The organism is Streptomyces sp. NPDC020996 (assembly GCF_040641355.1).
In the GTDB taxonomy this organism is placed as follows: Bacteria; Actinomycetota; Actinomycetes; order Streptomycetales; family Streptomycetaceae; genus Streptomyces.
On record NZ_JBFADM010000027.1, the window covers coordinates 1 to 26,268 of the forward strand.

22 protein-coding genes and 1 pseudogene are annotated in these 26,268 nt (G+C 72.9%); 10 read left to right on the top strand and 13 right to left on the bottom strand.

Annotation, left to right across the window (positions count from 1 at the left end; genetic code table 11):
- Window positions 1-153: 153 nt before the first annotated feature.
- Both AB0G63_RS19635 and AB0G63_RS19640 read right to left on the bottom strand, forming a co-directional pair.
- The gene (locus AB0G63_RS19635) at window positions 154-1,173 is read right to left on the bottom strand and encodes an SDR family oxidoreductase (RefSeq protein WP_360751789.1); all 1,020 of its coding nucleotides are present in this window, start codon (window positions 1,171-1,173) and stop codon (window positions 154-156) included.
- Window positions 1,174-1,203: 30 nt separating this feature from the next.
- Window positions 1,204-1,842 carry a phage holin family protein gene (locus AB0G63_RS19640; protein WP_360751627.1) on the bottom strand — a complete coding sequence of 213 codons (639 nt, stop codon included), beginning with the start codon at window positions 1,840-1,842 and terminating at the stop codon, window positions 1,204-1,206.
- A gap of 136 nt (window positions 1,843-1,978) precedes the next feature.
- Between AB0G63_RS19640 and AB0G63_RS19645 the strand changes: the two genes are divergently transcribed.
- From AB0G63_RS19645 to AB0G63_RS19655, 3 genes are all read left to right on the top strand, one after another.
- Entirely contained in the window at window positions 1,979-2,527 is a 549-nt protein-coding gene (locus tag AB0G63_RS19645; protein ID WP_360751629.1) for a hemerythrin domain-containing protein, read from the top strand.
- Window positions 2,528-2,631: 104 nt separating this feature from the next.
- Window positions 2,632-2,979 (top strand): VOC family protein, encoded by a 348-nt coding sequence (locus AB0G63_RS19650; RefSeq protein ID WP_360751630.1) that lies wholly within the window; start codon window positions 2,632-2,634, stop codon window positions 2,977-2,979.
- A 94-nt stretch (window positions 2,980-3,073) separates the two neighbouring features.
- The gene (locus AB0G63_RS19655) at window positions 3,074-3,421 is read left to right on the top strand and encodes a DUF6204 family protein (RefSeq protein WP_360751634.1); all 348 of its coding nucleotides are present in this window, start codon (window positions 3,074-3,076) and stop codon (window positions 3,419-3,421) included.
- On the opposite strand, the gene AB0G63_RS19660 is transcribed toward AB0G63_RS19655, so the two are convergent.
- The 9 genes from AB0G63_RS19660 to AB0G63_RS19700 all read right to left on the bottom strand — a co-directional run bounded on the left by AB0G63_RS19660 (window position 3,393) and on the right by AB0G63_RS19700 (window position 15,650).
- A complete protein-coding gene (locus AB0G63_RS19660) occupies window positions 3,393-3,956 on the bottom strand; it encodes a GNAT family protein (RefSeq protein WP_360751637.1) in 564 nt (187 codons plus the stop codon). The two genes, AB0G63_RS19655 and AB0G63_RS19660, sit on opposite strands and share 29 nt — an antisense overlap.
- A gap of 52 nt (window positions 3,957-4,008) precedes the next feature.
- Window positions 4,009-4,932 (bottom strand): LD-carboxypeptidase, encoded by a 924-nt coding sequence (locus tag AB0G63_RS19665; RefSeq protein WP_360751639.1) that lies wholly within the window; start codon window positions 4,930-4,932, stop codon window positions 4,009-4,011.
- The gene (locus tag AB0G63_RS19670) at window positions 4,929-6,932 is read right to left on the bottom strand and encodes a prolyl oligopeptidase family serine peptidase (RefSeq protein WP_360751641.1); all 2,004 of its coding nucleotides are present in this window, start codon (window positions 6,930-6,932) and stop codon (window positions 4,929-4,931) included. The genes AB0G63_RS19665 and AB0G63_RS19670 overlap by 4 nt, the downstream gene beginning before the upstream one ends.
- A 4-nt stretch (window positions 6,933-6,936) precedes the next feature.
- The gene (locus tag AB0G63_RS19675; RefSeq protein ID WP_360751644.1) at window positions 6,937-8,241 is read right to left on the bottom strand and encodes a M20/M25/M40 family metallo-hydrolase; all 1,305 of its coding nucleotides are present in this window, start codon (window positions 8,239-8,241) and stop codon (window positions 6,937-6,939) included.
- Window positions 8,234-9,067: a M55 family metallopeptidase gene (locus AB0G63_RS19680; RefSeq protein ID WP_360751646.1), complete on the bottom strand. Its 834-nt coding sequence runs from the start codon at window positions 9,065-9,067 to the stop codon at window positions 8,234-8,236. Before AB0G63_RS19680 ends, AB0G63_RS19675 begins: the two co-directional genes overlap by 8 nt.
- Before the next feature lie 84 nt (window positions 9,068-9,151).
- Complete coding sequence (locus tag AB0G63_RS19685) at window positions 9,152-9,877, bottom strand: class I SAM-dependent methyltransferase (RefSeq protein WP_360751648.1); 726 nt, start codon at window positions 9,875-9,877, stop codon at window positions 9,152-9,154.
- A gap of 155 nt (window positions 9,878-10,032) precedes the next feature.
- Complete coding sequence (locus tag AB0G63_RS19690; RefSeq protein WP_360751650.1) at window positions 10,033-12,531, bottom strand: SpoIIE family protein phosphatase; 2,499 nt, start codon at window positions 12,529-12,531, stop codon at window positions 10,033-10,035.
- Window positions 12,532-12,680: 149 nt separating this feature from the next.
- Complete coding sequence (locus AB0G63_RS19695; RefSeq protein WP_360751652.1) at window positions 12,681-15,059, bottom strand: MFS transporter; 2,379 nt, start codon at window positions 15,057-15,059, stop codon at window positions 12,681-12,683.
- A 147-nt stretch (window positions 15,060-15,206) separates the two neighbouring features.
- Window positions 15,207-15,650, bottom strand: coding sequence for an SRPBCC family protein (locus AB0G63_RS19700; RefSeq protein ID WP_360751655.1), 444 nt, complete (start codon window positions 15,648-15,650; stop codon window positions 15,207-15,209).
- Window positions 15,651-16,301: 651 nt separating this feature from the next.
- Here AB0G63_RS19700 and AB0G63_RS19705 point away from each other — a divergent pair.
- The 3 genes and pseudogenes from AB0G63_RS19705 to AB0G63_RS19715 form a co-directional block, all read left to right on the top strand.
- Window positions 16,302-16,904 (top strand): annotated as a pseudogene (locus tag AB0G63_RS19705) (radical SAM protein); the annotation flags it as partial.
- Between the two features lie 138 nt (window positions 16,905-17,042).
- A complete protein-coding gene (locus tag AB0G63_RS19710) occupies window positions 17,043-18,620 on the top strand; it encodes an alpha/beta hydrolase (RefSeq protein WP_360751656.1) in 1,578 nt (525 codons plus the stop codon).
- 63 nt (window positions 18,621-18,683) lie between these two features.
- Window positions 18,684-19,103: a RidA family protein gene (locus AB0G63_RS19715; protein ID WP_360751658.1), complete on the top strand. Its 420-nt coding sequence runs from the start codon at window positions 18,684-18,686 to the stop codon at window positions 19,101-19,103.
- An 11-nt stretch (window positions 19,104-19,114) separates the two neighbouring features.
- Here the strand turns inward: AB0G63_RS19715 and AB0G63_RS19720 are convergent, their stop codons facing one another.
- Together AB0G63_RS19720 and AB0G63_RS19725 are read right to left on the bottom strand one after the other, a co-directional pair.
- Complete coding sequence (locus AB0G63_RS19720) at window positions 19,115-19,678, bottom strand: adenylosuccinate lyase (RefSeq protein ID WP_360751662.1); 564 nt, start codon at window positions 19,676-19,678, stop codon at window positions 19,115-19,117.
- 56 nt (window positions 19,679-19,734) lie between these two features.
- Window positions 19,735-20,529: an alpha/beta fold hydrolase gene (locus tag AB0G63_RS19725; RefSeq protein ID WP_360751792.1), complete on the bottom strand. Its 795-nt coding sequence runs from the start codon at window positions 20,527-20,529 to the stop codon at window positions 19,735-19,737.
- A 307-nt stretch (window positions 20,530-20,836) separates the two neighbouring features.
- Between AB0G63_RS19725 and AB0G63_RS19730 the strand changes: the two genes are divergently transcribed.
- The 4 genes from AB0G63_RS19730 to ccrA all read left to right on the top strand — a co-directional run bounded on the left by AB0G63_RS19730 (window position 20,837) and on the right by ccrA (window position 26,252).
- Complete coding sequence (locus AB0G63_RS19730; protein WP_360751665.1) at window positions 20,837-21,256, top strand: hypothetical protein; 420 nt, start codon at window positions 20,837-20,839, stop codon at window positions 21,254-21,256.
- A gap of 408 nt (window positions 21,257-21,664) precedes the next feature.
- The gene (locus tag AB0G63_RS19735; RefSeq protein ID WP_360751667.1) at window positions 21,665-23,470 is read left to right on the top strand and encodes a 3-hydroxyacyl-CoA dehydrogenase family protein; all 1,806 of its coding nucleotides are present in this window, start codon (window positions 21,665-21,667) and stop codon (window positions 23,468-23,470) included.
- Between the two features lie 166 nt (window positions 23,471-23,636).
- The gene (locus AB0G63_RS19740; RefSeq protein ID WP_360751669.1) at window positions 23,637-24,467 is read left to right on the top strand and encodes a TetR family transcriptional regulator; all 831 of its coding nucleotides are present in this window, start codon (window positions 23,637-23,639) and stop codon (window positions 24,465-24,467) included.
- Window positions 24,468-24,914: 447 nt separating this feature from the next.
- Window positions 24,915-26,252 carry a crotonyl-CoA carboxylase/reductase gene (ccrA, locus tag AB0G63_RS19745; protein ID WP_324788109.1) on the top strand — a complete coding sequence of 446 codons (1,338 nt, stop codon included), beginning with the start codon at window positions 24,915-24,917 and terminating at the stop codon, window positions 26,250-26,252.
- Window positions 26,253-26,268 lie beyond the last annotated feature (16 nt).

The window sequence follows — 26,268 nt, forward strand, 5'->3', positions numbered from 1 at the left end:
ACACCCTGCCCGCCCCCCCCCCGCGGGGCTTCTCCCACTACCCCCGCCCTCGGGTGGCGCGGGGGGGGGGGGGGCCCCGGGGGGGGGGGGGCGCCCCCCCGGCCCCCCCCCCGCCCCGCCACCCAATCAGTTTGAGTTTGTGGGCCCGATCGTTCAGTTGTGGGCCTTGGCCCGGCGCAGACCGGCGCTCACCGCGACGCCCAGGCCGCCGACGACCAGGCCGGCTCCCATCCGTCCCCGGTTGCGGGAGAGCCAGTCCTGCGGGCTGCGCGCGATCGACTGGTCGTCGAAGCGTCCGTGCGCGCCGTGGTCCCGGCCGTGCGGCCCGTCCACGGGCGCCCACAGGTTCGGCGGTCCGCCGTGCCCGTCCCGGTCCTGCTGGGAGTCGAAGCCGGTGCGGGCGAGGTACCGGTCGAGCAGGCCGGGTACCACCGCGTTGGCGATCAGCGTGGCCGCGGTGGAACCGCCCACCCAGTACTCGCGCCGCCGTCCGTGCGACGCGGCGTGCACGATCGCCCGCGCCGCCACCTCCGGCTGGTACACGGGCGCCACCGGCCGCGCCTGCCCCGGCATCCGGCTGAGCACCCAGTCGAACTGCGGGGTGTTCACGGCGGGCAGTTGCACCATCGTCGTACGGACCCCGCTGCGCGCGTGCAGCAGTTCGCAGCGCAGCGACTCGTTGAAACCCTGGATCGCGTGCTTGGCGCCGCAGTACGCCGACTGCAGCGGAATGCCGCGGTACGCCAGCGCGGAGCCGACCTGCACGATCGTCCCCCGGTCGCGCGGCAGCATGTGCCGCAGCGCCGCCCGGGTGCCGAACACGTAGCCCAGGTACGTCACCTCGGTCACCCGGCGGAACTCGTCCGGGGTGATCTCGGTGAACGGCGCGAACACCCCCGCGAACGCGTCGTTGACCCAGACGTCGATGTGCCCGAACACGTCGGCGACCAGCTGGGCGGCGTCGTCGACCGCCTTGGCGTCCGCCATGTCCACCGGCACGACCAGCGCCTCGCCCCCGGCGCGCTGCACCTCGTCGGCGGCCCCGGCGAGTCCCTCTCGTCCCCGGGCCAGCAGGGCGACCCGGTCGCCCCGGGCGGCGAAGGCCAGGGCCGTGGCCCGTCCCACGCCGCCGCTGGCCCCCGTCACGACGACCGCCTTGCGCCCCTTCGGCAGGGGTACGCCCCAACGCCCGCGCACCACGCGTCACGCCCCGCGGTGGGGCTGCTCGGGGTCGATGTCGTCCGGTCGGGACGCCGGGGTGCTCCTGCCGGGTCCGGTGGGACCGGTGACCGGCCCGCCCGGCGCCCCGGCCGCGCCACCCGGCGCCGCAGGCGGCGCGGCAGGCGGCGTCACGGGCGGCACGGCGGACGGCCGGACAGGCGGCGCGGCGGACGGCCCGGCAGGCGGCGCCGGCGGGTGGGAGGTGCCGGGTCCGCCGGTCGGGGCGCCCGGAGCGTGGCCGCCGGTGCCCCAGCCGCGGCCCGCGGGAGCCCCGGCCTCGTGGGCCCCGTGGACCGCGTGGACCCCGTGTTCCGGAGCCGGCCGGGACGGGTGCGGCCGGGCTGCGGCGCGCAGCGCGTAGGCGACGGCTCCGAGGATCACGGCGGTGATCAGGGCGGCGACCCAGCCGGGCATGCCGAGGGCGAGGGCGAGGCCCACGGTGAGCGCGAGGGCCGCGCCGGCGTAGAGGGCGGCGGCGCCGGACGCCGCGTACAGCATCGCCGTACGCCGCTGCTTGCGAGTCTGTTCGCGCAGTTCGTCGCGCACGGTCTCGCGCGCCACCTGCGCCAGCTCGTCGACCAGGTGCTTGTCCAGATGTTCCAGGTGATCCAAGCCTTCCATGGCCGCCGGGTACCCGCGCCGACGTGCGCATAACACCGTCCGACGCCGTCCGCACGGCGGCGAGGAGCCGCGTGAACCCGCCGTCGCCCCGGGTACCCGCCCCCGGAACCGGACGGCCCCCGACAGGAGGAAGAGGATGACCCAGCGCACCGACGTGGTGGAACTGCTCGAGGCACAGCACGCGCGCATCCGGACACTGTTCGACGAGGTGGCGCGCTCCGCGGGCGAAGACCGCAGGCGGCACTTCCACGACCTGGTCCGGCTTCTCGCGGTGCACGAGACCGCCGAGGAGGAGGTCGTGCATCCCTTCGCCCGCAGCCACCTCGACGACGGCGAGACGATCGTCGGGCAGCGGATCGAGGAGGAGGAGAAGGCCAAGCAGGCCCTGGCTCAGCTGGACGACATGGACACCGACTCGCCAGAGTTCCTCGGCCGGTTCGCGGCGCTGCGCCAGGACGTGCTCGCACACGCCGACAACGAGGAGCGCTACGAGTTCGCGCGGCTCGCCGAGGTCGCCGACGAGGGCCGGCTGGAGTCGCTGGCCCGTGCCGTACGGGCCGCCGAAGCCCTGGCGCCCACCCGGCCGCACCCGGGTACCGACACGGCCCTGAAGAACGTGGCGGTGGGCCCGGTGGCGGCCGTCGTCGACCGCACCCGCGACGCCATCCGCAAGGCGGTGGGCTGAGCCGGTCGGGCGAAGTTCCGCCGCGATCGGGCAGCGCCCTGAAGCGGCGAGGGGATCGCGGGAACGGATCACCTTCTCCGGTTGCCCCAACTAGGCTCTGCGGCATGGACATTCTGGGAGCCACGCTGCGCGTCTGCGTCGACGACCTGGAGACCGCGGTCCCCTTCTACGAACGGCTCGCGGGCGGCCGGGCCCTCCGCTTCGAACGCGGTGGCGTCCAGGTGGCCGCGGTCGGCTGCTTCCTGCTGATGAGCGGGCCCGAGGCCGAACTGGAGGTGCTGCGCAAGGTCGCGGCGACCATCGCCGTCAAGGACGTCGAGGAGGCCCACCGGGTGCTCACCGACCTGGGCGCGCACATCGTCGCGGGCCCGGTGGCGACCCCGGCGGGCCGCAACCTGATCGCGATCCACCCGGACGGCACGGTCTACGAGTACGTGGACCGCGGCGCCTGACCCCTCACCGGTCCCGGGAATTCCGTGGGCGTCGTCTCCTCGGGCCCGTAGAGTCGGCCCTCGACCGGCGCGGAACGACACGGAGAGCAGAGCGATGAGTGAGCAGCACACGTACCGGGTGATCGTCCGGGGGACGTGGGACGGGCTGAGCGACGCGGCCCGGCAGCGGCTGCTCGACGAGGCGGCGGACCACGGGCTGGCCGGCATGCGGTTCACCGAGGAGGGCTCGCTGACCTACGAGCGGTCGCCGCTGAAGCACTTCTCGATGCGGTTCGTGGTGGTGTCGGACGCGGCGGACGGCGAGGAGATGGCGGGCGCGATCGCGGAGGACCGCGCCGAGGCCACGCTACGCGCGCTGGGTTACGGCTTCACGCGGATGAAGTCGACCGTCACCGACCTCGACACCATGAAGATCAACGTGAAGCCCGCATCTCGACGGTGAGCGCCCAGCGCTCGTGGTCCCGCCAGGCCCCGTCGACGTAGAGCATGTCCGGCGAGAAGCCCTCCAGGCGGAACCCGCAGGAGCGGGCCAGGGCGATCGAGGCGGCGTTGCCGGGCTGCACGTTGATCTCCAGCCGGTGCAGCCGCATCGGCCCGAAGGCGTGGCGCACCACCAGCTCCAGGCCCTCCCGCATCAGGCCGCGTCCGGCGGCGTGTGCGAAGGCGCCGTAGCCGAGCGCGCCGCACTGGAAGCCGCCCTCGACGATGTTGTTGATGTTGATGAACCCGGCGATGGCGCCGTCGCCGTGCTCGCTCTCCTTCTCACAGACCAGGAACCCGGCCCTGGCCGGGTCCTCGATCAGCCGGCCCGCGTAGGCGGCGTATGCCTGCGGGGTGTCCGGCGGGAACAGCCACGGGTGGTGCAGGTCCTTGCTCTCCCGGGCGCGGGCGGTGAACTCGGCACCGTCCTCGTAGGTGAAGTGGCGCAGCCCCACGCGGGGGCCTTCGGCGAGGTAGCGGGTCGGGGGATGCGGCATCCCGTCAGCCTACGACGCCGCCCCGGTGGCCGTCGCACCGGACGGGGGCGGCTCAGCGCAGCGCGGGTTCGTCCAGGGTGAGCGTGCCGGCGTCGGCGTCGAGTTCGGCGCGCACGCCGAACGGGACGGTCAGGGCGCCGGCGCAGTGCCCGAACCCGAACTCCTCCGCGACGGGGACGCCGAGGCCGCCGAGCCGGTCGGCGAGGACGGCGCGCAGCTCGTCGTAGGGGCCGCACCCGTCCCAGGAGCCGAGCGCGACGCCGGTGACGCCGTCGAGCCAGCCGGAGCGCAGGAGTTGGGTGAGCATGCGGTCGACGCGGTACGGCTGCTCGCCGACGTCCTCGATCAGCAGCAGACCGCCCCGGGCCCCGTCGCGGGCGTGCGGAGTGCCGAGGTCGGCGGCGAGCATGCTCAGGCATCCGCCGAGGGTCACGCCGCGGGCCCGGCCGGGGACCAGGGCGGTGCCCCCGGAGGCGATGGAGCGGACCGACTCGGGGGCGAACAGGGTGGCCCTGAGATGGTCCTGGGCCCGCGCGTTCTTGAGGAAGTCGACGCCCGCGGCCGCCGGGCCGTGCAGGGTGACCAGGCCGAGGCGGGTGGCGAAGGCCTGGTGCAGCACCGTGATGTCGCTGAAGCCGACGAACACCTTCGGCCCGGCCGCCCGCATCGCGGTCCAGTCGAGCAGGTCGGCCATCCGCTGGGCGCCGTACCCGCCCCGCGCGCACAGCACCGCGTCCACCGCCGGGTCGCACCAGGCGGCCTGCAGGTCGGCCGCCCGGTCCGCGTCCGTGCCCGCCAGGTAGCCCAGCTTCCCGTGCCGGTCCAGGACGTGCGGGCCCACCACCGGGTCGAGGTCCCAGCCCCGCAGTACGTCCAGCCCGGCCTGCAGCCGCGCCTCGGGCACCGGCCCGCTCGGCGCCACGACGGCGACGCGGGCGCCGGGGGCGAGCCGGGGAGGTCGCAGCAGCTCTCTCACTTCGACAGCTCCAGGGTCGGGATGCCGGGCGGGTTCAGGCCGAAGACCTGTGCGTACAGGGAGAGTTCGGCCTGCAGGGCGCGGATGGTGGTGTCCGCCCGGCGGAATCCGTGCCCCTCCCCCTCGAAGGCGATGTAGGCGTGCGGCACCCCTCTGCCCTGCATGCGGGCGAGGAACCGTTCGCACTGGACGGGCGGGCAGATCACGTCGTCCAGTCCCTGGAGCAGCAGGAAGGGCGCCGTGATGCGGTCGGCGTGCTCGGTGGGCGAGCGCTCCGCGTACCGGGCGGGCACCTCGGCCAGCGGCCCGACCAGGCCCTCCAGGTACTGCGACTCGAAGTCGTGGGTCTCCCCCGAGGCCCAGCCGGCCAGGTCCAGGATCGGGTAGATGATCGTGCCGCAGGCGTAGACGTCGGTCGAGGCGAGCGACGCGGCCGCGGTCCAGCCGCCGGCGCTGCCGCCGCGGACGGCGAGCCGGGCCCGGTCGGCGGTGCCCTCGTCGGCGAGGGCGAGCGCGACGGCCGCGCAGTCCTCGACGTCCACCACGCCCCACTGCTCGCGCAGCCGGTCGCGGTACTCCCGCCCGTACCCGGTCGAGCCGCCGTAGTTGACCTCCGCCACGCCGATGCCGCGAGAGGTGAAGTAGGCGATCTCCAGGTCCAGCACCAGGGGCGACCGGCCGGTGGGGCCGCCGTGCGCCCAGACGACGTACGGCGGCAGCTCGTCGGCGGGGGCGGCGCACCCGGGGTGGTGCGGCGGGTAGACGTGGGCGTGCACGTCGCGTCCGTCGGGGCCGGTGAACGTACGGATCTGCGGCTCGGGGTAGTACGCGGGGTCGACGGCGTCGTGGTGCTCGGCGCCGATGACGTGGGCCCGGCCCGTGCGGGTGTCCAGTTCGACGACCTCGTGGGCGCTGCGCGGGCCGGCGCCGACGGCCACGACCCTCCCCCATCCTCCGGACGGGGGGACCCCCATCTCGCTTCGCTCGCCGTGCGCCGCGAGCGTGGGCGAGAACTCCGTCCAGGGGCCGGCCGCGTCGACGACCTCGCCGGTCTCCGGGTCGAGCACGCCGAGCGCGGCGGCGCCGCGGCCGTGCACGACGGCGATCAGGCCGTTGTGCAGCGGGGCGAACCAGCGGTGGCCGAGCTTCCACAGCGGGCCGCCGAACTCCTCCTCGCGCGGGCACACCGGCTCGCCGTCCCGGTACAGGTTCCACCAGCCCGTGCGGTCGCTCGCGTACAGCAGCCGGCCGTCGGCCGACCAGTCGACCTGGGCGACCGACTCCTCGGGCCCGCCGGCCACCGTCCGCGCCCGGTGGAAGGTGCCGTCCTCGGCGACGGAGGCCAGCACCACCTCCGTGCCGTCCCACGGCATGCGCGGATGGTCCCAGGCCAGCCAGGCCACGCTGCGCCCGTCCGGTGACAGGCGCGGCCCGGTGACGAACCGGTGCCGGCCGTCGCTGAGTTCGCGCACCGCGTCCCGGTCCTGGGCCGCCGAGCCGTCCAGCGGTACGGCGGCCAGGACGCGGCGCACGTCGGTGGGCCCGTCGCCGGTGAACTCCTCAAGCACGCACCACACTTCGCCGCGCCCGGGCAGCAACTGCGGCTCCGCCCAGCGCAGTCCGCCGCCCACCGGGGAGACCGGGGTCAGCGGCAGCGGCTCGCCGCCCGGCCGGTACCGGTACAGCCGCTGGTCGGCGAAGTTCACGAACACCACGAGCGGTTCGCCGTCCACCACGGTCCCGGCCCAGGGCTGCCCGCCGTACTCGATGACCCGGCTGCGCACGTTCCACGGGGCGGGCAGCACCGACTCCTCCCCGCCGTCGGCGTGCCGGCGCACCAGCGTGCGCCGGCCGCCCTCGGCGGGCCGGGGCTCCGTCCACCAGACCTCGTCGCCGACGAAGCCCACGTACTCGGGGTGTCCGTCGTGCGCGGCGGCGAGCGCCGCGCTGATCGGCGAGGGCCACGAACCGTACGGCAGGGTCTGCACCGTCTCCCCCATCTGCTCAGGCCGTCCGCAGGAAGCGGTCGAGGACGCGGACGCCGAAGTGGAGCGCCTCGACCGGGACGCGCTCGTCGACGCCGTGGAAGAGCGCCTGGTAGTCGAAGCCCTCGGGGAGCTTCAGCGGCGCGAAGCCGTAGCCGGTGATGCCCAGGCGCGAGAACTGCTTGGCGTCCGTGCCGCCGGACATGCAGTACGGCACGACGTGTCCCTCCGGCGCGAACTCCTGGATCGCGGCGCGCATCCTGGCGTACGTCGGGGAGTCGAGCGGTGCCTGCAGGGCCACCTCGCGGTGGTGGAACTCCCAGTCCACGTCCGGCCCGGTGAGCTCGTCGAGGGTGGCGCGGAACTCGTCCTCGCAGCCGGGCAGGAACCGGCCGTCGACGTAGGCCACCGCCTCCCCGGGGACCACGTTGACCTTGTAACCGGCTTGCAGCATGGTCGGGTTGGCGCTGTTGCGGACGGTCGCCTCGACCAGCTCGGCGGCCGGTCCGAGCTTGCCGAGCAGCCCGTCCACGTCGTGCAGGTCGGTGTCGATGCCGTACAGGGCGGCGAGTTCGGTGAGCGCCGCGCTGACGGTCGGGGTCAGCCGCAGCGGCCACTGGTGATCGCCGATCCGGGTGATCGCTTCGGCGAGCCGGGTGATGGCGTTCTCCCGGTTGACCTTGGAGCCGTGCCCGGCCCGCCCGCGGGCGGTGAGCTTCATCCACCCGGTGCCGCGCTCCCCGGCGGCGACGGGGTAGAGCTGCCGCCCGCTGCCGTCGTGGAAGGTGAACGCCCCGGACTCGCTGATGCCCTCGGTGCAGCCCTCGAACAGATGCGGGTGCTCGCCGGCGAGGAATCCGGAGCCGTCGGCGGCGCTGTCCTCCTCGTCGGCGGTGAACGCGATCACCAGGTCGCGCCGGGGCCGTACACCGAGGCGCGCCCAGGCCCGCACGACGGCGAGGATCATCGCGTCCATGTTCTTCATGTCGACCGCGCCGCGCCCCCAGACGACCCCGTCGCGGACCTCCCCGGAGAAGGGGTGCACGCTCCAGTCGCGGGCCTCGGCGGGCACCACGTCCAGGTGCCCGTGGACGAGCAGCGCGTCGGCGGCCGGGTCGGTGCCCTCGATGCGGGCGACGACGTTGGTGCGCCCCGCGGTGCGCTCCAGCATGGCCGGCTCCAGCCCGGCTTCCGCCAGTCGCTCGGCGGCGTACTCGGCGGCGGGCCGTTCCCGGCAGTCCCCGCCGCCGCGGTTGGTGGTGTCTATGCGGATGAGGTCGGAGGTGAACCGGACGACCTCGTCGAGCGCCTGCGCGTCAGCCATACTGCTCCTCCACGGCGGCCGAGACGACGGTGGTGACCGCCTTGAAGGTGCGGATGCCCTCGTACATGGTCATGCTGGTGTACGCCACCTTGCGCTCCCCGGTCCGCTCGACGCCCGGCACCACGGTGGCGGCCATGGCGAGGTGCTCGGCGTCGAACTCGAGCGCGACGGTGAACGGGCCCGCCACGACCGGTTCCTGACGGACCGCCAGCGCGGCCGCCGACTTGGCCGCCGCGCGGATGTCGGCGGCGGTCCTGGCGGGCGTGCGGCACACCGCCGCGTACCGCGAGACGTGATCCTTCACGGCGACCTTGAGCGCCTCGGGCGCGTACCCGAGCGCGTCCTCGCACGCCACGTCGTCACCGGTCACGAGGACCACGGGTACCCCGAATTCGGCGACGACGCGTGCGTTCAGCAGGCCCTCGCTGGCGGGCACGCCGTCGAGCCACACGCCGGTGATGGAGTTGGCGAGGTAGGTGTGGGCGAGGACGCCCTCCTTGCCGGCGCCGGCGTGGTAGCCGACGAACGCGATGCCGTCGACGTCGCCGCGCTGCACACCCTCCACCATGGACAGGTCCTTGTGCCGCCCGGTGAGCATCTGCACCCGCTCGTCGAGGTGTTCCAGGAGCAGGTTGCGCATGCTCCAGTGGGCCTCGTTGACGAGGACCTCGTCGGCGCCCCCGTCGAAGAAGCCCAGTGCGGCGGCGTTGACGTCCGAGGTGAACATCGGCCGGCACCGCTCCCACTGCGGCGTCCCCGGCAGCACGTCGGCCGGCCAGGTGACGCCGGTGGCGCCCTCCATGTCGGCGCTGATGAGGATCTTCATGGTCCGCCACGTTACGCGGCGCGGGGACGTCCGGCTACGGGGGGCGGCGCTCAGCCGGCCCGGCCGGCCACCGGGGGGCGGCCCTCAGCCGGCCCGGCCGGCCACCAGCCATTTCGACGGCAGCTCGATCCGGGTGCCGTCGGCGTCGAACTCGGTCGTGGTCAGGGGGAGTTCCCCGCTCGCCAGGACGGTGAGGCCGGCCGCGCGCACATGGCGGGGCACGGCGTCGTCGGCCACCTCGCCGGGGGCTATCCCGTGCCGGAAGACGGGCGCGAGTTTGGGCGGCGGGCCGGCCGGGCTCTGTGCCAGGCCCAGCAGCACGGGCTTGGCGGCCTCGGAGAGCTCGACGAGGAAGGCCCGGCCGCGCTCGCCGAGGAGCGCGGCGACCGAGTCCACCATCCGCTGCCGGTCGTCGGGCTCGGCCTGGTGCAGCACGCCCCGCAGGTAGACGTTGGCGTCGCCGAGTTCCGCGTGCAGCGTCTCCGTCTCGTTCTTCGCCGCGAAGTCCAGTACGCGGTAGGCGGCCTGCCCGGCGGGGTCCGCGCGCCGGGCGTGCTCGACGGCCGCCGCGGACAGGTCGGCGCCCACGACGTCCGGGAAGCGGTCGGCGAGGAACCGGGTCTGGGTGCCGTTGCCGCAGCCGAGGTCCACCATCGGCAGGCCGGGCTCGGTGAGGTACGGCTCGAAGAGGGCCAGGTGCGGGCCGGCCGTCAGGGCGGGCTCCGCGTCCCAGAAGACGGCCCCCTGCTCCTCGGGGGCCTCCCGCCAGAAGCCCTCCCACGCCTCCCGGTACCGACGCGTCACGTTCATGCCCACTCCCCAGGATGCGATGCGGGCCCGCCGCCAGTGACGGGCCAGTCCGGTCTATCGCGCCCCGGAGACGGCTACAAGCGCGTGGCGCATTCCTTCACGCCCCATTCGATACGCGCGCGCTCCCGTGCGCCCTCACGCCCCCTGTCGCGCCGTCAGCGCCGGGGCAGGGACAGCTCGAACCAGACCGTCTTCCCGGCCTTCGTGCGGCTGGCGCCCCATTCGCGGGCGAGCGTGCTGACCACGCGCAGCCCCCGCCCGGACTCGTCGAGCGGCCCGGCGCTGAGCAGCGTCGGCAGGTCGTGGTCGTCGTCGTCCACCTCGCACAGCAGCGTGTCCCCGCGCACCAGCCGCAGCTCGACGGAACGGCCGTGCGCATGCCGTAGCGCGTTGGTGACGAGTTCGCCGGCCATCAGTTCGGCGCTGTCGGCGAGTCCGGTCAGCCCCCAGGCGTTCAGCTGCTCGCGGACCACCGCGCGGGCGCGGGCGGCCTGGGCCGGGTCGCGGGCGAGCCGCCATTCGGCGACGTCGTCCGGCGCGATGCCGGCCAGCCGGACCATCAGCAGGGCCACGTCGTCCTTGCGCCCGCCGCGGGTGTTGAGGGCGCGGACCACGGTGTCGCAGGCGTCGTCCATCGAGGCGGCCGGGTGGGCGGCGGACTCGCACAGGGTCGCGAGCCCGACACCGATGTCCTCGCCGCGCACCTCGACCAGGCCGTCGGTGCACATGATCAGCCGGTCGCCGGGCGCCACGCGCACGCGTACCGCCTCGAAGGGCACGCCGCCGACCCCTATGGGCGCGCCGGTGGGCAGCTCGAGCAGTTCGCTGCGGCCGTCCTCGGCGCGCACCAGTACGGGCGGGACGTGGCCGGCGTTGGCGAGGTGCAGTTCGCTCGCGATCGGGTCGTAGACGGCGTACAGGCAGGTCGCGAGGTAGGTCTCGCCGAGGCGCTGGGCGAGGTCGTCGAGGTTGCGCAGCAACTGGGCGGGCGGCAGGTCGAGGGCCGCCATGGTCTGCACGGCCGTCCGCAACTGGCCCATCATGGCTGCCGAGTTGAGGCCGTGGCCCATGACGTCGCCGACGACCAGGGCGGTGCGGGCGCCGGGCAGCTTCACCGCGTCGAACCAGTCGCCGCCGACGCGTCCGAGCAGGGTGCCGGGCAGGTAACGGGTGGCGATGTCGCAGCCCGCCATGCGCGGCGGGATGTGCGGCAGCATGCTGTCCTGGAGGGTCTCGGCGACTCTCTCCTGGTAGGTGTACATGCGCGCGTTGTCGAGCACGAGGCCCGCGCGGGCGGCGAGTTCGGCGCCGGTGACGCGGTCCATGTCGTTGAAGACGGGCCGCTCGGGGTGGCGCAGCAGGATCATGAAGCCGAGCACCACGTCGCGCGCCTTCAGGGGTACGACCAGCATGGAGCGGCCGGTGATCAGGGGCCGGATGTCCCGCTTCTCGAACTGGGAGGCGATGGCGTGTCCCGTCTCCTCGCTGATCCGCGGCACGAGGACGGGCTCGCCGGTCGTCATGCACTGGAAGAAGGGCGTGTGCGCCGGGAACGGCATGGCCTCGCCGACCGGTACGACGTCGTCCCAGCGGCCCGGTTCGTCGGTGTGCTCGACGGCGACCCGGTGCCACATGGTGGTGGTGTCCGGCACGCCCTCGGGGAAGCCCTCGCCGGCGACGACCTGCTCGCGCAGATAGGTGCCGGCCACGTCGGTGAAGCGCGGCACGACGGCCCTGCTGACCTCGGTGATCGTCCGCGCGAGGTCCAGGGAGGTGCCGATGCGGCCGCTGACCTCGTTGAGGAACTCCAGGCGCTCGCGCACGGCGGCGTACTCGAGGTCCTCGCCCTCGTCGGCGGGTTCGAGGGGCACGGGCCGGCCCTCGGCGGCGGCCCGCGCGGCCCGTTCCCGGCGGGCCTTGCGCTCGGCGCGCCGGGCCACGCCCCAGTCGGGGGTGACGGGCACCCGTTCGTTCTGGCTGAATTCCAGCACGGGGTAGCCCAGTTCGAGGATCTGGGCGACGATGCGGGCACTGTCGTCGACGCTCATGCTGGGCAGGATCTCGGGGAGCCTGCGGGCCAGTTCGTCGGCGCCGGGGAAATCGGTGTGCAGGGCGAAGCCGGGGGCGATGCGCTCGTAGCCCGCGTCGTCGCGGGAGACGTCCGGGGGGTTCAGCCGCGCCGCGTCGGCGGCCAGTACGAGCAGCCGTCCGCTTCCGGGGCCGGCCAGGGGGTAGGCCCACCACAGGACGTCCACCCGGTCGCGGTCGGGCACGGTGAGCCGGGCACGGCCCGCGGCCGGGCAGCACAGCACGCGGTCGAGGGACGCCTCCAGGCCGGGACCGAGGCCGTCGCCGTCCGGGTACGCCTCATCCGGGTACGCCTCATCCGGGTACGTCTCGCACGCGGCGCCGTCCTCCTCGGGCAGGGCTCCGGCGACGGGCAGCAGATCGGCGGCGGGGCGGCCGATCGCGTCCGGTCTGGCGACGCCGAACAGGCGGCGTGCGCCGCTGCTCCAGTGGGAGACGAGACCGTCGCGGTCCGCGACGACCACCGCCAGCGGGACGCGTCCGGCCGCGGCGGGCCGCGGCGCCGCGTCCTGCCCGGCTCCGCGGCCGCAGGGCGCGTCCCGCTCGGTCTCGGTGCCACGGTCCATGACCCAGGCCCTCTCTCCCCACGGCTCCGCAAGATCTGTGCCGCCGTCACCACCGTACGGGTCCGTCCGGTGGCGACGGGCGCCAATGTGGGAATTGCGTTCAACCGTTCGCTACGGCGCGCGCGGAGCCGGAGGGGTGCGCCGGGGTCTCAGTCCTCGTGGCCGAGCTGCAGGTCCCGCTCGGTGCGGCCGCCGCCCGCCACCTGGAGCACGGTGGCCACGGGCGGGTAGCCGGCAGCGATGACCGTGTACTCGCCGGAGGACAGGTCGACGAACCGGAAGGTGCCGTCGGGGCCGGTGGTGAGGGTGTCGGTGACGTTGCCCGCCGCGTCGAGCAGCGTCACACGCGCGTCCTCGACGGGCCGTCCGCCGCTCGCCCGTACGGTGCCGCGCAGCACGGCGCCGCCCGCGAGTTCGACGTCCTGCCGGGTCTCCCGGGACGCCTGCACGCTGACGGGCAGCGCGGCCGGGCGGAAGGCCGGCGCGCTGGCGGCGAGCGTGTACTCGCCGGCGACCAGCTCGGTGATGACGTAGCCGCCCTCCCGTCCGCTGCGGGTGGTGGCGACGACCTCGCCGTGGACGTTGGTGAGGGTGACGGCGGCGTCCCGCACGGGGCTGCCGTCGGCGGTGACCACGCTCCCGGCGAGCCGTCCGGCGCCGCCGAGGACGACGTCGAGCTCGACCGGGCGCTCGCCGACGGTGACGGAGACGGCCTGCGGCTGGTGTCCGCCCGCGGCGGCGATGAGCACGTACGAGCCCGCGCCCGGCGTGGACAGCGCGTACCGTCCGTCGTCGCCGCTCGCGCCCCGTCCGATCTGCTGTCCGGCCACGTCGATGAGCGTGAGCGCCGCGCGGGCCACGGCAGTCCCGTCGGGGTGCTGCACCGTGCCGCAGACGGGGACTCCGGCGGGGTGCGTACGGGCCTGCTGGAGGGGGACGGTCACGGTCGCGGGCTCCGTTTCGGCGGCGTTGTGGGACACCAGGGGTTTCTCCTTGAGGAAGAAGGCGATCAGCGTGCCGAGGACGAGCACCGGCACGAGGTAGAGGAAGATCCGCGGCATGGCGTCGGCGTACGCCGCGATGTAGTCCTCGCGCAGTGCCGGGGGCATCGCGTGCACGAGTTGCGGGGTGAGGGACTCCGGGTCGGGCAGGGCGGCGCCCTCGCGCGCCGGGAGGCGTTCGTGGAGCGCGCCGGCGAGCCGGTCGGCGAACAGGGTGCCGAAGACCGCGGCACCGACGCTGCCGCCGATCTGCCGGAAGTAGTTGTTGGCGCTGGTGGCGGTGCCGAGGTCGGCGGGGCGCACGGAGTTCTGCACGGCGAGGACGAGGACCGGCATCACCATGCCGATGCCGGCGCCGAGGACGGCCATCCAGACGCTGTAGTGCAGCCGGGGCGTGTCGGCCTGGAGGCGGGACAGCAGCCACATGCCCACGGTGGACAGGGCGCCGCCGAGGACGGGGAAGACCTTGTAGCGCCCGGTGCGGCTGACGAGCTGCCCGGAGATGACCGAGGCGCCGACGATGCCGCCCATCATGGGCAGCATCAGCAGACCGGACTCGGTGGCTGAGGCCCCGTCGACCATCTGCAGGAAGGTCGGCAGGTAGCTGGCCGCGCCGAACAGCGCGACGCCGGTCACCAGGCCGACCAGCCCGGTGACGTTGAAGACGGAGTCCCGGAACAGCCGCAGCGGGACCAGGGGTTCGGCCGCGAAGCGCTCGGCGACGACGAACAGGACGGCGGCCAGCGCGGCCGCGGCGCCGAGGCCGAAGACGACGCGGGAGTCCCAGGCGTACTCGGTGCCGCCCCAGCTGGTCAGCAGCACCAGGCAGGTGGAGGCGACGGCGAGCAGCAGCGTCCCGGGGAGGTCCAGGCGCCGCCTGACCGCGGGCTTCGGCAGCTTCAGCACGACGGTGACGACGGCCAGGGTGAGCAGGCCGAGGGGGACGTTGAAATAGAAGCACCAGCGCCAGGAGAGGTGGTCGGTGAAGTAGCCGCCCAGCAGCGGCCCGGCGACGGAGGCGAGCCCGAAGGCGGCGCCGATCAGGCCCATGAACCGCCCGCGCCGCCGGGGCGGCACGATGTCCGCGATGATCGCCTGCACGCCGATCATGAGTCCGCCCGCGCCGGCGCCCTGCACGGCGCGGAAGGCGATCAGCTGGTCCATGGTCCGCGCCCGCCCGGCGAGCGCGGAGCCTACGACGAAGACGGCGATGGCGAACTGGAAGACGCCCTTGCGGCCGAACAGGTCACCGAGCTTGCCGTAGACGGGCAGTCCGACGGTGGCCGTGAGCAGGTAGGCGGTGATCGCCCAGGACATCCGGTCCAGGCCGTGCAGCTCGCCGACGATCTTCGGCAGGGCGGTGGCGACGATCATCTGCTCCAGCGCGGCCAGCAGCAGCGCGAGCATCAGCCCGAAGAACACCAGCCGCACCCGGCGCGGGCCGAGTCCGGCCGCCGGGGCCGGCGCGGCGGGGGTCCGCGGGGGTGCCGGTGCCGCTTCCTCGTGCACCAGAGTGATCCCGCCCACGTGCCGCTCCCCTCGTCGCGCTTGCCCGCATTTCCCGCGTACGGCGACAACTACGGGCAAGGGCGACGAGTTACGGCACGGCGGTGCCCGGAACGGAGATCCACCCGATCCGGTGAGCGGCGTCAACGCCCGCCGGGCAGGCGGGACTTACTGCTGGACCTCGGTGGCGAGCCGGGCCAGCACGGCGTCGTAGATCCGGCCGAGCCCCTTGGGCGCGAAGGTCCTCTCGAAGAAGCCGCCGATGCCGCCCGCACCGTTCCAGGTGGTCGTCACGACGACGCGGGAGCTGCCCTCGCCGGCCGGGGTGACCCGCCAGGTGGTGACCATGGAGGAGTTGCGGTCCTTCTCGACGAGCTCGCCGTCGGTGGGCTCGGTGACCTCCAGGAGGCAGTCGCGCACCCGCTTGCTGGTGGCCTGGAGCTTCCAGTGCACGAGGGTGCCCTCGCCGTCGCCGCCCTCGCGCACCTCGTACTCGCTGAACTGCTCGGGCAGCAGCTTCGCGCGCGTGCCGCTGTAGTCGGCGATAGCGTCGAACACCGTCTCCGCGTCCGCCGCGACGACCCGCTCCGTAGTGGCCTCGACCTGCGCCATTGCGTTCCTCCAGGACTTGCGTTCTCGGGGTTGGGGCAAGCCAACCACCCCCGCCCACGGCCGCCAAATCGGGGTGCCCGCGGGCGCCGGAAGCGGCCGGAAAAGAGCCTCGCACGGTCATGCGAACGAACGTTCTGTTCTGTGGCGCAGTGCCACCGAGGAGGCGTCATGCGCTGGGAGAACCTCACAGTGGAGTCCAGCGGCCACGAGCGGGCGGCCGACACCGCGCACGCCCCGCGCGACCACGCGAACCGTTCCTGGGCAGTGAGCAGTGGGCAGTGAGCAGGGGTGAGTCTGCGCGCAGGTACGCCCCGAACGGTTCTGGGCGTTCCCCCACTGCCTCAAGGGCGTGGGAGGTGCCCCAGGTCTCCGGCGTACTCAGCCCCGGGGCGGCGACACGCATCCTGTGCGTGGTCCGGTCCCGGGAGGCCGGCTCCCTCACGACCCGGCCAGGTGGGTACGGCCAGAGGCGACGGGAAGGCCCCGGAACACCTCTCCGGTGGAACGGGGCCCCGCACGCTGACGCCGTACGCGGCGTCGCAGATCGCACGATCACGTTAGCCCGGTCGGCTCAGGGCGCCACAAGTCCCGAAGCCGACCGTCACACGATCGAGCTAAACCGACCTCGTACCCGCTCACCGCCGACCAGTTGCCCACCCCTTCTCGATCCTGACCGAGGGCACGCTGATCCTGCGCGACCTCGACCTGCTGGTGCAGGCCTCGCGGGTGACGGACGTCGGCGTCTGCGTCTCGGCCGGCTTCACCGACCCCGGCCGGTGGCGCACCGTCGGGCCGGGCACGCCCGCGCCGGAGCGGCGCCTGGACGTCGTGCGCACGCTGGCCGGGCACGGCATCGGGTGCGGGGTGCCGATGGCGCCGGTGCTGGCGTTCCTGAGCGACCATCCGGCGCAACTGCGCGCCACCGTGCGGGCGATCGCGGCGTCCGGCGCCACGTCCGTCACCCCGCTGGTGCTGCACCTGCGGCCGGGCGCCCGGGAGTGGTTCACCGCCTGGCTGACCCGCCGTCACCCGCACCTGGTGCGCCGCTACGAGCGCCTGTACGCGGACGGCGCCTGCGCCCCGAAGCGGTACCAGCGCCGGATCACCCGTCAGGTCCATGACCTGGCACGGGGGTACGGGATCGGTCCGGCCGGTCCGGGGGCGCCCCGGCGCGTCCGGCAGCGGCAACGGGAGCCGCGGCACGAGCCCTTGGAGCCGCCGACGTCCGGGCCGACTCAATTTTCGCTCATTTGAGATCATTCGAGGGCATACCGCGACCCGATCGGGTCAAGTATCGCCAGAACGAGCTCTTCCGGCCCTTCTTTCCGGGACGATGCGGCGTGGACCGTGACCCACGCGGTTTCCGCAACACCTCCGTCCTGGGAGGACCGCATGAGAAAACGCGCAGCCGTGCTGTGCGGTGCCGCCGTCGTCGTGGCCGGGACCGTCTCGGCCGTGCCCGCCGACGCGAGCGCCCCGAGGACCGCGCAGTCCGCGACCGCCGCGCCCCTCGCCTGGAAGAAGTGCGCCACCACCGACTATCCGACACTGCAGTGCGCCTCCCTCAAGGTGCCGCTCGACCACCGGAGACCGAACGGGCGGCAGATCACGCTCGCGCTGTCCCGCGTGCCGCACACCGCGAAGAAGTCCCAGGGACCGCTGCTGGTCAACCCGGGCGGCCCGGGCGGCAGCGGCCTCACCCTCGCCGGTTTCGTCGCCTCCGCGCTGCCCAAGGCGGTCGCGGCCCAGTACGACGTCATCGGCTTCGACCCGCGCGGGGTGGGCAAGAGCAAGCCCGCCCTCGACTGCGCCCCCGGCTACTTCAACCCGGTGCGCCCGGACTCCGTACCGCGCACACCGGCCGTCGAGAAGGCCAACCTGGCCCGCGCCAAGTCCTTCGCCGCGGCCTGCGGCAAGAAGTACGCGAGCCTGCTGCCGTACATCGACACGGTCAGCGCCGTGCGGGACATGGACTCGATCCGCCGCGCGCTGGGCGCCAAGCGGATCAACTACTTCGGCTACTCGTACGGCACCTACCTGGGCGCGGTCTACGCCAAGCTCTTCCCGGAGCACGTGCGCCGGCTGGTCCTGGACTCGATCGTCGACCCCACGGGCGTGTGGTACGACGACAACCTCGCGCAGGACTACGCCTTCAACGACCGCCACCGGGCGCTGATGGCCTGGATCGCCAAGTACGACGCGACGTACAAGCTCGGCACCGATCCGGAGAAGATCGAGGCCAAGTGGTACGCGATGCGGGCGGCCCTCGCCAAGAAGCCGGCCGGCGGCAAGGTGGGCGTCTCCGAGCTGGAGGACACCTTCATCCCCGGCGGCTACTACAACGGCTACTGGCCCTACCTGGCGGAGGCGTTCGCGGCGTACGTGAACGACAAGAACGCCGGCCCGCTGGTCGACGCGTACCAGAACTTCGCCGCCGTGGACGCCTCGGGCGACAACGGCTACAGCGTCTACACCTCGGTGCAGTGCCGTGACGCCTCCTGGCCGCGGGACTGGAACCAGTGGCGCAAGGACAACTGGGCGGTGTACGAGAAGGCGCCCTTCATGGCGTGGAACAACGCCTGGTACAACGCGCCGTGCGCGTTCTGGCCGACCAGCTCACGGCACCCGGTGAACATCGCCAACGGCAAGCTGCCGCCGGCGCTGCTGTTCCAGGCGACCGACGACGCGGCCACCCCGTACGAGGGCGGCGTCACCGTGCACCACCTGCTGGCCGGCTCCAGCCTCGTGGTGGAGCAGGGCGGCGGGAACCACGGCATCACGCTCAGCGGCAACACCTGCCTGGACAAGTACCTCGCGGCGTACCTGTCCGACGGCACGGTGCCGCGCGGGGGCGGCGAGGCCGACGCGGTCTGCCAGAAACTGCCCGACCCGAAGCCGCTGAGCAGCAGGGCGGCGGCACCGTCCGCCCACGGCTCGGCGCTGCACGGCCTGCTCGGCACCCGCGGCTGAGCCACGGCCCCGCCGCGGGGCCCCGTCGGGGGCGTTGTCACACCCGTGGTCCAGGATGGACGCATGAGCGAGCCGACCAGGATCACCGCCCCCGACGGGGTCTTCCCCGCCGCCCAGTACAGCCACGTCGTCACGGCCGCCGGCCGTGTCGTCGCGGTCTCCGGGCAACTCGCCCTCGACGAGGACGGCAGGCTCGTCGGCGAGGACGACCCGGCCGCCCAGGCCCGCCAGGTCTTCACCAACCTCGGCCGCTGCCTGGCCGCCGCCGGGGCGGCCTTCGACGACGTCGTCAAACTCACCTACTTCGTCACGGACATGGCCCACATGCCGGCGATCCGCGAGGCCCGCGCGCGGCACATACCGGACGACCGCCTCCCGGCCGCCTCCGCCGTCCAGGTCGCCGCGCTGGTCCGCCCCGAGTTCCTGCTGGAGATCGAGGCGCTGGCGGTCGTGGACGGCGCCGTCCCCGGCGTGCCGGTCTGACGGGTCGGTGTTCACCGCTGCCGGGGGATGCGGGCCAGGGCGTGCACGGCCGCCTCGGCGAGTGCCGGGTGGGCCAGGGCCTCGTTGAGGACGGGGCCGGCCCGGGCGTCGGCCAGGGCGCCGAGCCCTTCCACACAGGCGAGGGCCACCCGGCGGTAGGGGTCGTGCGGGGTGAGCCTGCGCCGCAGGGTGGTGATGAGCGCCGGCACGGACTCGGGGGCGCGCAGTTCCACCAGGAGCCGGACCGGGTGCAGGGCGTAGGCGACGCGCAGTTCGTTGGTGGCGAGGGCGGCCGCCGCGCGGGCGGTGCGCGGGTCGCGGAGCCGGGCGAGGGCGTAGGCGGCGGACGCGCAGCGCTCGGGGTCGCGGTGGTTGAGGAACAGCACGAGCGACTCGAACGCCCGCCGGTCCCCCGCGAGGCCCAGCCGCAGCGCGGCCAGTTCCCTGGCCCACAGCGGCCGCCCCGGCTCGGTGAGCACGTCCGCCAGCTCGTCGAGGTCCGCGGTCCCCGCCACGCGCTCGTAGAGCGGCGAGCCGCCCGACTCCCGTCTCAGGCGCTCCAGGTGCGCTCGCACCGCTTCCTCCCCAGGGCCTGTCGCGAAAGTCCCGCCGACGAACACCGCCGACGTCGTCAGTCGCAGCCGATGGATTTCAGCTCTCTCGAGAGAACACCCTGCTCGATCAGGTCGAAATGATCCATTTCCGTGATGGAGAAGGACACCCCGGCCGCCGCGGAGGTGCGGCGCCGCACGGCAGCCCTCATTTCGGCCAGGTGTTCCTCGTAGTCGGCGGAGAGCACGATGTTGACGGTGTCCGCGATTTCCGCAACACGGGAAACACGCATACCAAACTGATCATATCCGGCAGCGCCCCGGCAGTGAATCATATCGCCAGCAAGCTGATGAACCTGTCCGAAATCCTTCGCGGCGATTCTGTTCGCATAGGCGCACAGCGCTCGGAATCCGTCCAGATCGGGAGCCAGGCCGATCAGTTTCTTCAGGGCGGGCAGCGGGTCGCTGCGGTCGGCGGCGGCGAAGAGCCGGGAGATCGTCATGGTGGACCGGTTCACCTCGGGATCCAGCAGCAGCGCTCCGCAGACGCACGGGCGGCGGCGCCGGGGACCGGCCGTCCAGGGCTCCGCCAACTGGAGTACGAGGTCGGCCCCCAGCGAGAAGCCGACCAGGACGATCCGCTTGTCCGGGTACTCGTCGCCGATCCGCTCCACCAGAGCGGCCACCATCTCCACATGGCGCTGCACGGGCACGGGCGGGAGGCGATCCCTGCCCCCCGGGGCGTAGCCCGCCAGGTTCACCACGATGCCATTGGATGTCCTGTGACTGCAGATACCCCTGGTAATCCGTGGCGTCCAGCCCCAGCCCGTGGAAGAACACGACCACGGTGCGCGTATCAGCCAGACGTTCCAGATAGGTCAACTGTTTGAAACGCTTGGAGGTCGAGGAGTCGGCAGGCAGAAAAGTCGCCATGGAATCGGCCACTCCCTTGGTCGGGTGATGATGAATTCACTGTCAGTAACCCCAGACCATGGTCCAGTACCCGGTCGGCATGGGCAGGAATCACGCTTTCCGGCCCTTTATGACGTCCCGCGCTTCAGGTTCTCGGCGCAGGGGTGAGAAGGACCCGACCTGAGAGATTCCTGTACGGCCCGCTCGGCGACGTCAATGAGCGAGCACAGATGGAACATGACAATCCCTTTACGTCAGGTTGATTCCACCATGGTCATCTCGGGGAAGGTCGCCCACCTCGATCCCGAGCGGCCCCTCGCGGAGCTGAAGCGCATCGCGCAGGTCCCGGAGGCACTCGTGGAGTTCCAGAACTTCTGCGAGTACCTGCACAAGATCAGCGGCAAGGATCTCGCCCAGGTCCAGCGCTACGCGGCCGACCTGTGGGACTACTGGCAGCCGGACGGCCAGTACGAGCTGTTCTTCAGGCGCCTCGAACGCATCAGGGCGATCAGCGACAGGACCCGGGTGTTCTTCTCCCTGCACTTCGAACAGCGTTTCAACGACGTGGTGGCCCGCGCCCGGGAGCGAGGCATCCGGCAGGTCTTCGACATGCGCCGGGTGGACCACTTCGAGTTCTGCCAGGACGCCTTCCTCAAGCGGGAGATCGGCACGCTGCTGCGCGGCGGCTGACCCGGCCGGCCGCCGCGGAACACGGCCGCTCGCGCGAGGCGTACGCCACACACCGGGGGCTGGCGCGCTCGTTACCCACCGGTTAGGCTCAGACGAGCGAGTTACCCACTCGCACACCTGCTCGTGACGGCCTGGTGACGCAGCCGTCGCGACGGGACACCTCCCACGCCCTCGGGGCGGTGGGGGAAGTCGGTTCGGTACATCGCGTACCTCAGTACGACGCGGCTCCGGGACAGGGCCGGTCGGATCGGCCGTCGCTCCACGGGCGTGTGCGCGCCCCGCATCGACGGCACCGGGCGTGTGCGCTCGCAGCCCGGCCACACCCGCATATCTCCCGCACCCGGTGCGCCCTTCCGCGGCGCGCCGGGCGCGCTCCCAGTCGTCACCCTCATCTTCTGGAGTCCCGCGATGGCCACTCCCCTGTCCGACACCCCTCTGTCCCCCATCAAGACCGTCGCCGTCGTCGGCCTCGGCACCATGGGCACCGGCATCACCGAGGTCCTCGCCAAGGCCGGCCGCGAGGTCGTCGGCATCGACGTCAGCGAGGTCGCGGCCGCCCAGTCCGTCGCCGCCCTGGAGGCCGCCACCACGCGCGCCGTGGAGCGGGGCCGGCTGACCGAGCAGGAGCGCGCCGACGTCCTGGCCCGCTTCCGCACCGCCACCGACCTGCGCGCCGCCGCCGACGCGGATCTCGTGATCGAGGTGGTCCCGGAGTCGTACGAGATCAAGCACCAGGTCTTCCGTGAGCTGGACGCGATCGTGCGCCCGGAGACGGTTCTGGCGACCGGCACCAACGCCCTGTCGGTGACCCGTCTCGCCGCCGACTCGGCCCGCCCGGAGCGCGTGCTGGGCCTGCACTTCTTCAACCCGGCCCCGGCGATGAAGCTGGTCGAGGTCGTCTCCTCGGTGCTGACCGCGCCCCAGGCCGTCGCCGCGGTCACCGACCTCGCCCTCGAACTGGGCAAGGAGCCCGTCGCGGTCGGCGACCGGCCCGGTTTCGTCGCGGACGGCCTGCTGTTCGGCTACCTCAACCAGGCCGCCGCGATGTACGAGGCGAAGTACGCCTCCCGCGAGGACATCGACGCCGCGATGCGGCTGGGCTGCGGTCTGCCGATGGGCCCCCTCGCCCTGCTCGACCTGATCGGCATCGACACCGCGCGCACGGTCCTGGACGCCATGTACGCCGAGTCCCGCGACCGGCTGCACGCCCCCGCCCCGATCCTCAAGCAGCTCAGCGAGGCGGGCCTGACCGGCCGCAAGTCGGGCCGCGGCTTCTACACGTACGAGGCCCCCGGCAGCGCCGCCGTCGTGCGGGACGCGCTGACGCCGCTGGAGGGCGCGGACCTCACCCCGGGCCGTCCGGTCCGCTCCGTCGGCGTGGCCGGCTCGGGCACGATGGCGTCCGGCATCGCCGAGGTGTTCGCCAAGGCCGGCTACGAGGTCGTGCTGGCCGCCCGCAGCGAGGAGAAGGCGCAGGCCGCCAAGGCCCGTATCGGCAAGTCCCTGGCGCGCTCCGTCGACCGCGGGCGGATGACGGCCGAGGGCGCCGCGCAGACCCTGGAGCGGATCACCCCGGCCGGTTCCTACGACGCCTTCGCCGACGTCGACCTGGCCGTCGAGGCCGTCGCCGAGGACCTGGAGGTCAAGCGGCAGCTGTTCGCGGCGCTGGACAAGGTGTGCAAGCCGGGCGCGGTGCTGGCCACCACCACCTCCTCGCTGCCCGTCGTCGCCTGCGCCCGCGCCACCTCGCGCCCGCAGGACGTGATCGGCATGCACTTCTTCAACCCGGCGCCGGCGATGAAGCTGGTCGAGGTGGTCCGTACGGTGCTGACCTCGGACGACGTCCACGCGACGGTCCGCGAGGTCTGCGCCAAGATCAGGAAGCACGCCGTGGACTGCGGCGACCGCGCGGGCTTCATCGTGAACGCCCTGCTGTTCCCGTACCTCAACAACGCGGTCAAGATGGTGCAGGAGCACTACGCCTCCCTCGACGACATCGACACGGCGATGAGGCTGGGCGGCGGCTACCCGATGGGCCCGTTCGAGCTGCTGGACGTCGTCGGGCTCGACGTCTCCCTCGCGATCGAGAAGGTGCTGCACCGCGAGTTCCGCGACCCGGGCCTGGCGCCTGCCCCGCTCCTGGAGCACCTGGTGGCCGCGGGCTGCCTCGGCCGCAAGACCGGCCGCGGCTTCCGCGAATATGCCCGGCGGTAAGCGCCCGGACGACCGGCCGACGGGCGAGACGGACTGGGGCGGGCTGCTCGGCCCGGGCAGCCGCCCCCCTGCCGCCCGGCGGGGCTCTCCCCCGCCCCCCGAACGCTCCGGTACCCCGTCCGGCCAGGGCGGGGGAACCCCGGTACCTGCGCGGCACGCTGCGCGCATGCAGTACGTTCGGGTCATGTCCCAGCCCGCCAAGTCCTCACGTACACCAGCTACGCCCGACGCGCCGGAGAGTGCCGCAGGCAGCCGCGCCGCCGCCCAGCGGCTCAAGATGCGCCGGGAACTGGCGGCCGCGGCGATGGAACTGTTCGCGACCAAGGGCTACGAGGCGACCACCGTCGACGAGATCGCGGCCGCTGCCGGAGTGGCCCGCCGCACCTTCTTCCGCCACTTCCGCTCCAAGGAAGAGGCGATCTTCCCGGACCACGACGACACCCTGATCCGCGCGGAGGCCGTGCTGAACGCGGCCCCGGCGCACGAGCATCCGCTCGACACGGTGTGCCGCGGCATCAAGGAAGTCATGAAGATGTACGCGGCCCGGCCGGAGATCTCCGTAGCCCGCTACAAGCTGACGCGCGAGGTGCCCACCCTGCGCGAGGCGGAGATCGCGTCGGTGGCCCGCTACGAGCGCCTCTTCACCCGCTACCTCCTCGGCCACTTCGACGAGCACGCCCACGACGACGACGCCAACGACGATCCGCTGCTGGCGGAGGTCGCCGCGTCCGCCGTGGTCACCGCCCACAACCATGTCCTGCGGCGCTGGCTGCGGGCCGGCGGGCAGGGTGACGTGGAGGCGCAGCTGGACCACGCCTTCGCGATCGTGCGCAAGACGTTCGGGACGGGCATCGGGGCCGGGCGCGGCTCGGCGCCGCGGCCCGCGGCGCCCGCCGCGGTCTCCGCGCACGGCGAGGTCCTGGTCACCGTCGCCCGCACCGACGCCCCGCTGGACGAGGTGATGCGGACGATCGAGGAGGCGCTCAAGGACCGCTGAGCCCCCGGCGAGATGGTGCCGAGGTGCCCTCGGACACATCGCCGCTGCGCTGACGGCCACCCCCCGGGGTGGCCGTTTTGCCATGTCAGAGGGGTTTTTCGGGTAGCTTTCACGGCCCGTTCGATCGATCATCGCTCATTTGTTACGTAAAGATTTCATCTGAGGGCAATTTCTGGCACCCAGTGCCTTGTCACGTGACACGGCGTGCCATACGTTGAAGGTGTCCGGGCGGCCGGCGTGCAGAGACCTCGCGTACGCCGGCTGTCCCCGCAAGCCCCTGGCCTGCGCGCCCGGACGCCTGCGTCACAGGCACCCTTCCGCGCCACAAAGCGCTGCCAGCCAGCACCACCCGCCGAACCGACGGCCCACCTCACACCCTCAGCAGCACCGACGTAACCCTCAGCGTCTCCCCTCAAGACGCCATTCGCCGGAGGCAACACCGTGACCGTGAAGGACATCCTGGACGCGATCCAGTCGCCCGACTCCACGTCGGCCGACTTCGCCGCCCTGCCGCTCCCCGAGTCGTACCGCGCGATCACCGTGCACAAGGACGAGACGGAGATGTTCGCGGGCATGACCACCCGCGAGAAGGACCCGCGCAAGTCGCTGCACCTCGACGAGGTGCCGCTGCCCGAGCTGGGCCCGGGCGAGGCCCTGGTGGCCGTCATGGCCTCCTCGGTGAACTACAACAGCGTCTGGACCTCGATCTTCGAGCCGCTGTCGACCTTCGGGTTCCTGGAGCGGTACGGCAAGCTCAGCGAGCTCACCAAGCGCCACGACCTGCCCTACCACATCATCGGCTCCGACCTCGCGGGCGTGGTCCTGCGCACCGGCCCGGGCGTCAACGCCTGGAAGCCGGGCGACGAGGTCGTCGCGCACTGCCTGAGCGTGGAGCTGGAGTCCAGCGACGGCCACAACGACACCATGCTCGACCCCGAGCAGCGCATCTGGGGCTTCGAGACCAACTTCGGCGGCCTCGCGGAGATCGCCCTGGTGAAGTCCAATCAGCTGATGCCGAAGCCCGGCCACCTGAGCTGGGAGGAGGCCGCCGCGCCCGGCCTGGTCAACTCCACCGCCTACCGCCAGCTCGTCTCCCGCAACGGCGCCGGCATGAAGCAGGGCGACAACGTCCTGATCTGGGGCGCCTCCGGCGGCCTCGGCTCCTACGCCACCCAGTTCGCCCTGGCCGGCGGCGCGAACCCGATCTGCGTCGTCTCCTCGCCGCAGAAGGCGGACATCTGCCGATCGATGGGCGCCGAGGCGATCATCGACCGCAACGCCGAGGACTACAAGTTCTGGAAGGACGAGCACACCCAGGACCCGAAGGAGTGGAAGCGCTTCGGCAAGCGCATCCGCGAGCTGACCGGCGGCGAGGACATCGACATCGTCTTCGAGCACCCCGGCCGCGAGACCTTCGGCGCGAGCGTGTACGTCACCCGCAAGGGCGGCACCATCACCACCTGCGCCTCCACCTCCGGCTACATGCACGAGTACGACAACCGCTACCTGTGGATGTCGCTGAAGCGGATCATCGGCTCGCACTTCGCGAACTACCGCGAAGCCTGGGAGGCCAACCGCCTCATCGCCAAGGGCAAGATCCATCCGACGCTCTCCAAGGTCTACTCCCTGGAGGACACCGGGCAGGCGGCCTACGACGTGCACCGCAACCTCCACCAGGGCAAGGTCGGCGTGCTGTGCCTGGCCCCCGAGGAGGGCCTGGGCGTGCACGACGAGGAGATGCGCGCCAAGCACATCGACGCCATCAACCGCTTCCGCAACATCTGAGGACAGCGGAGGTATC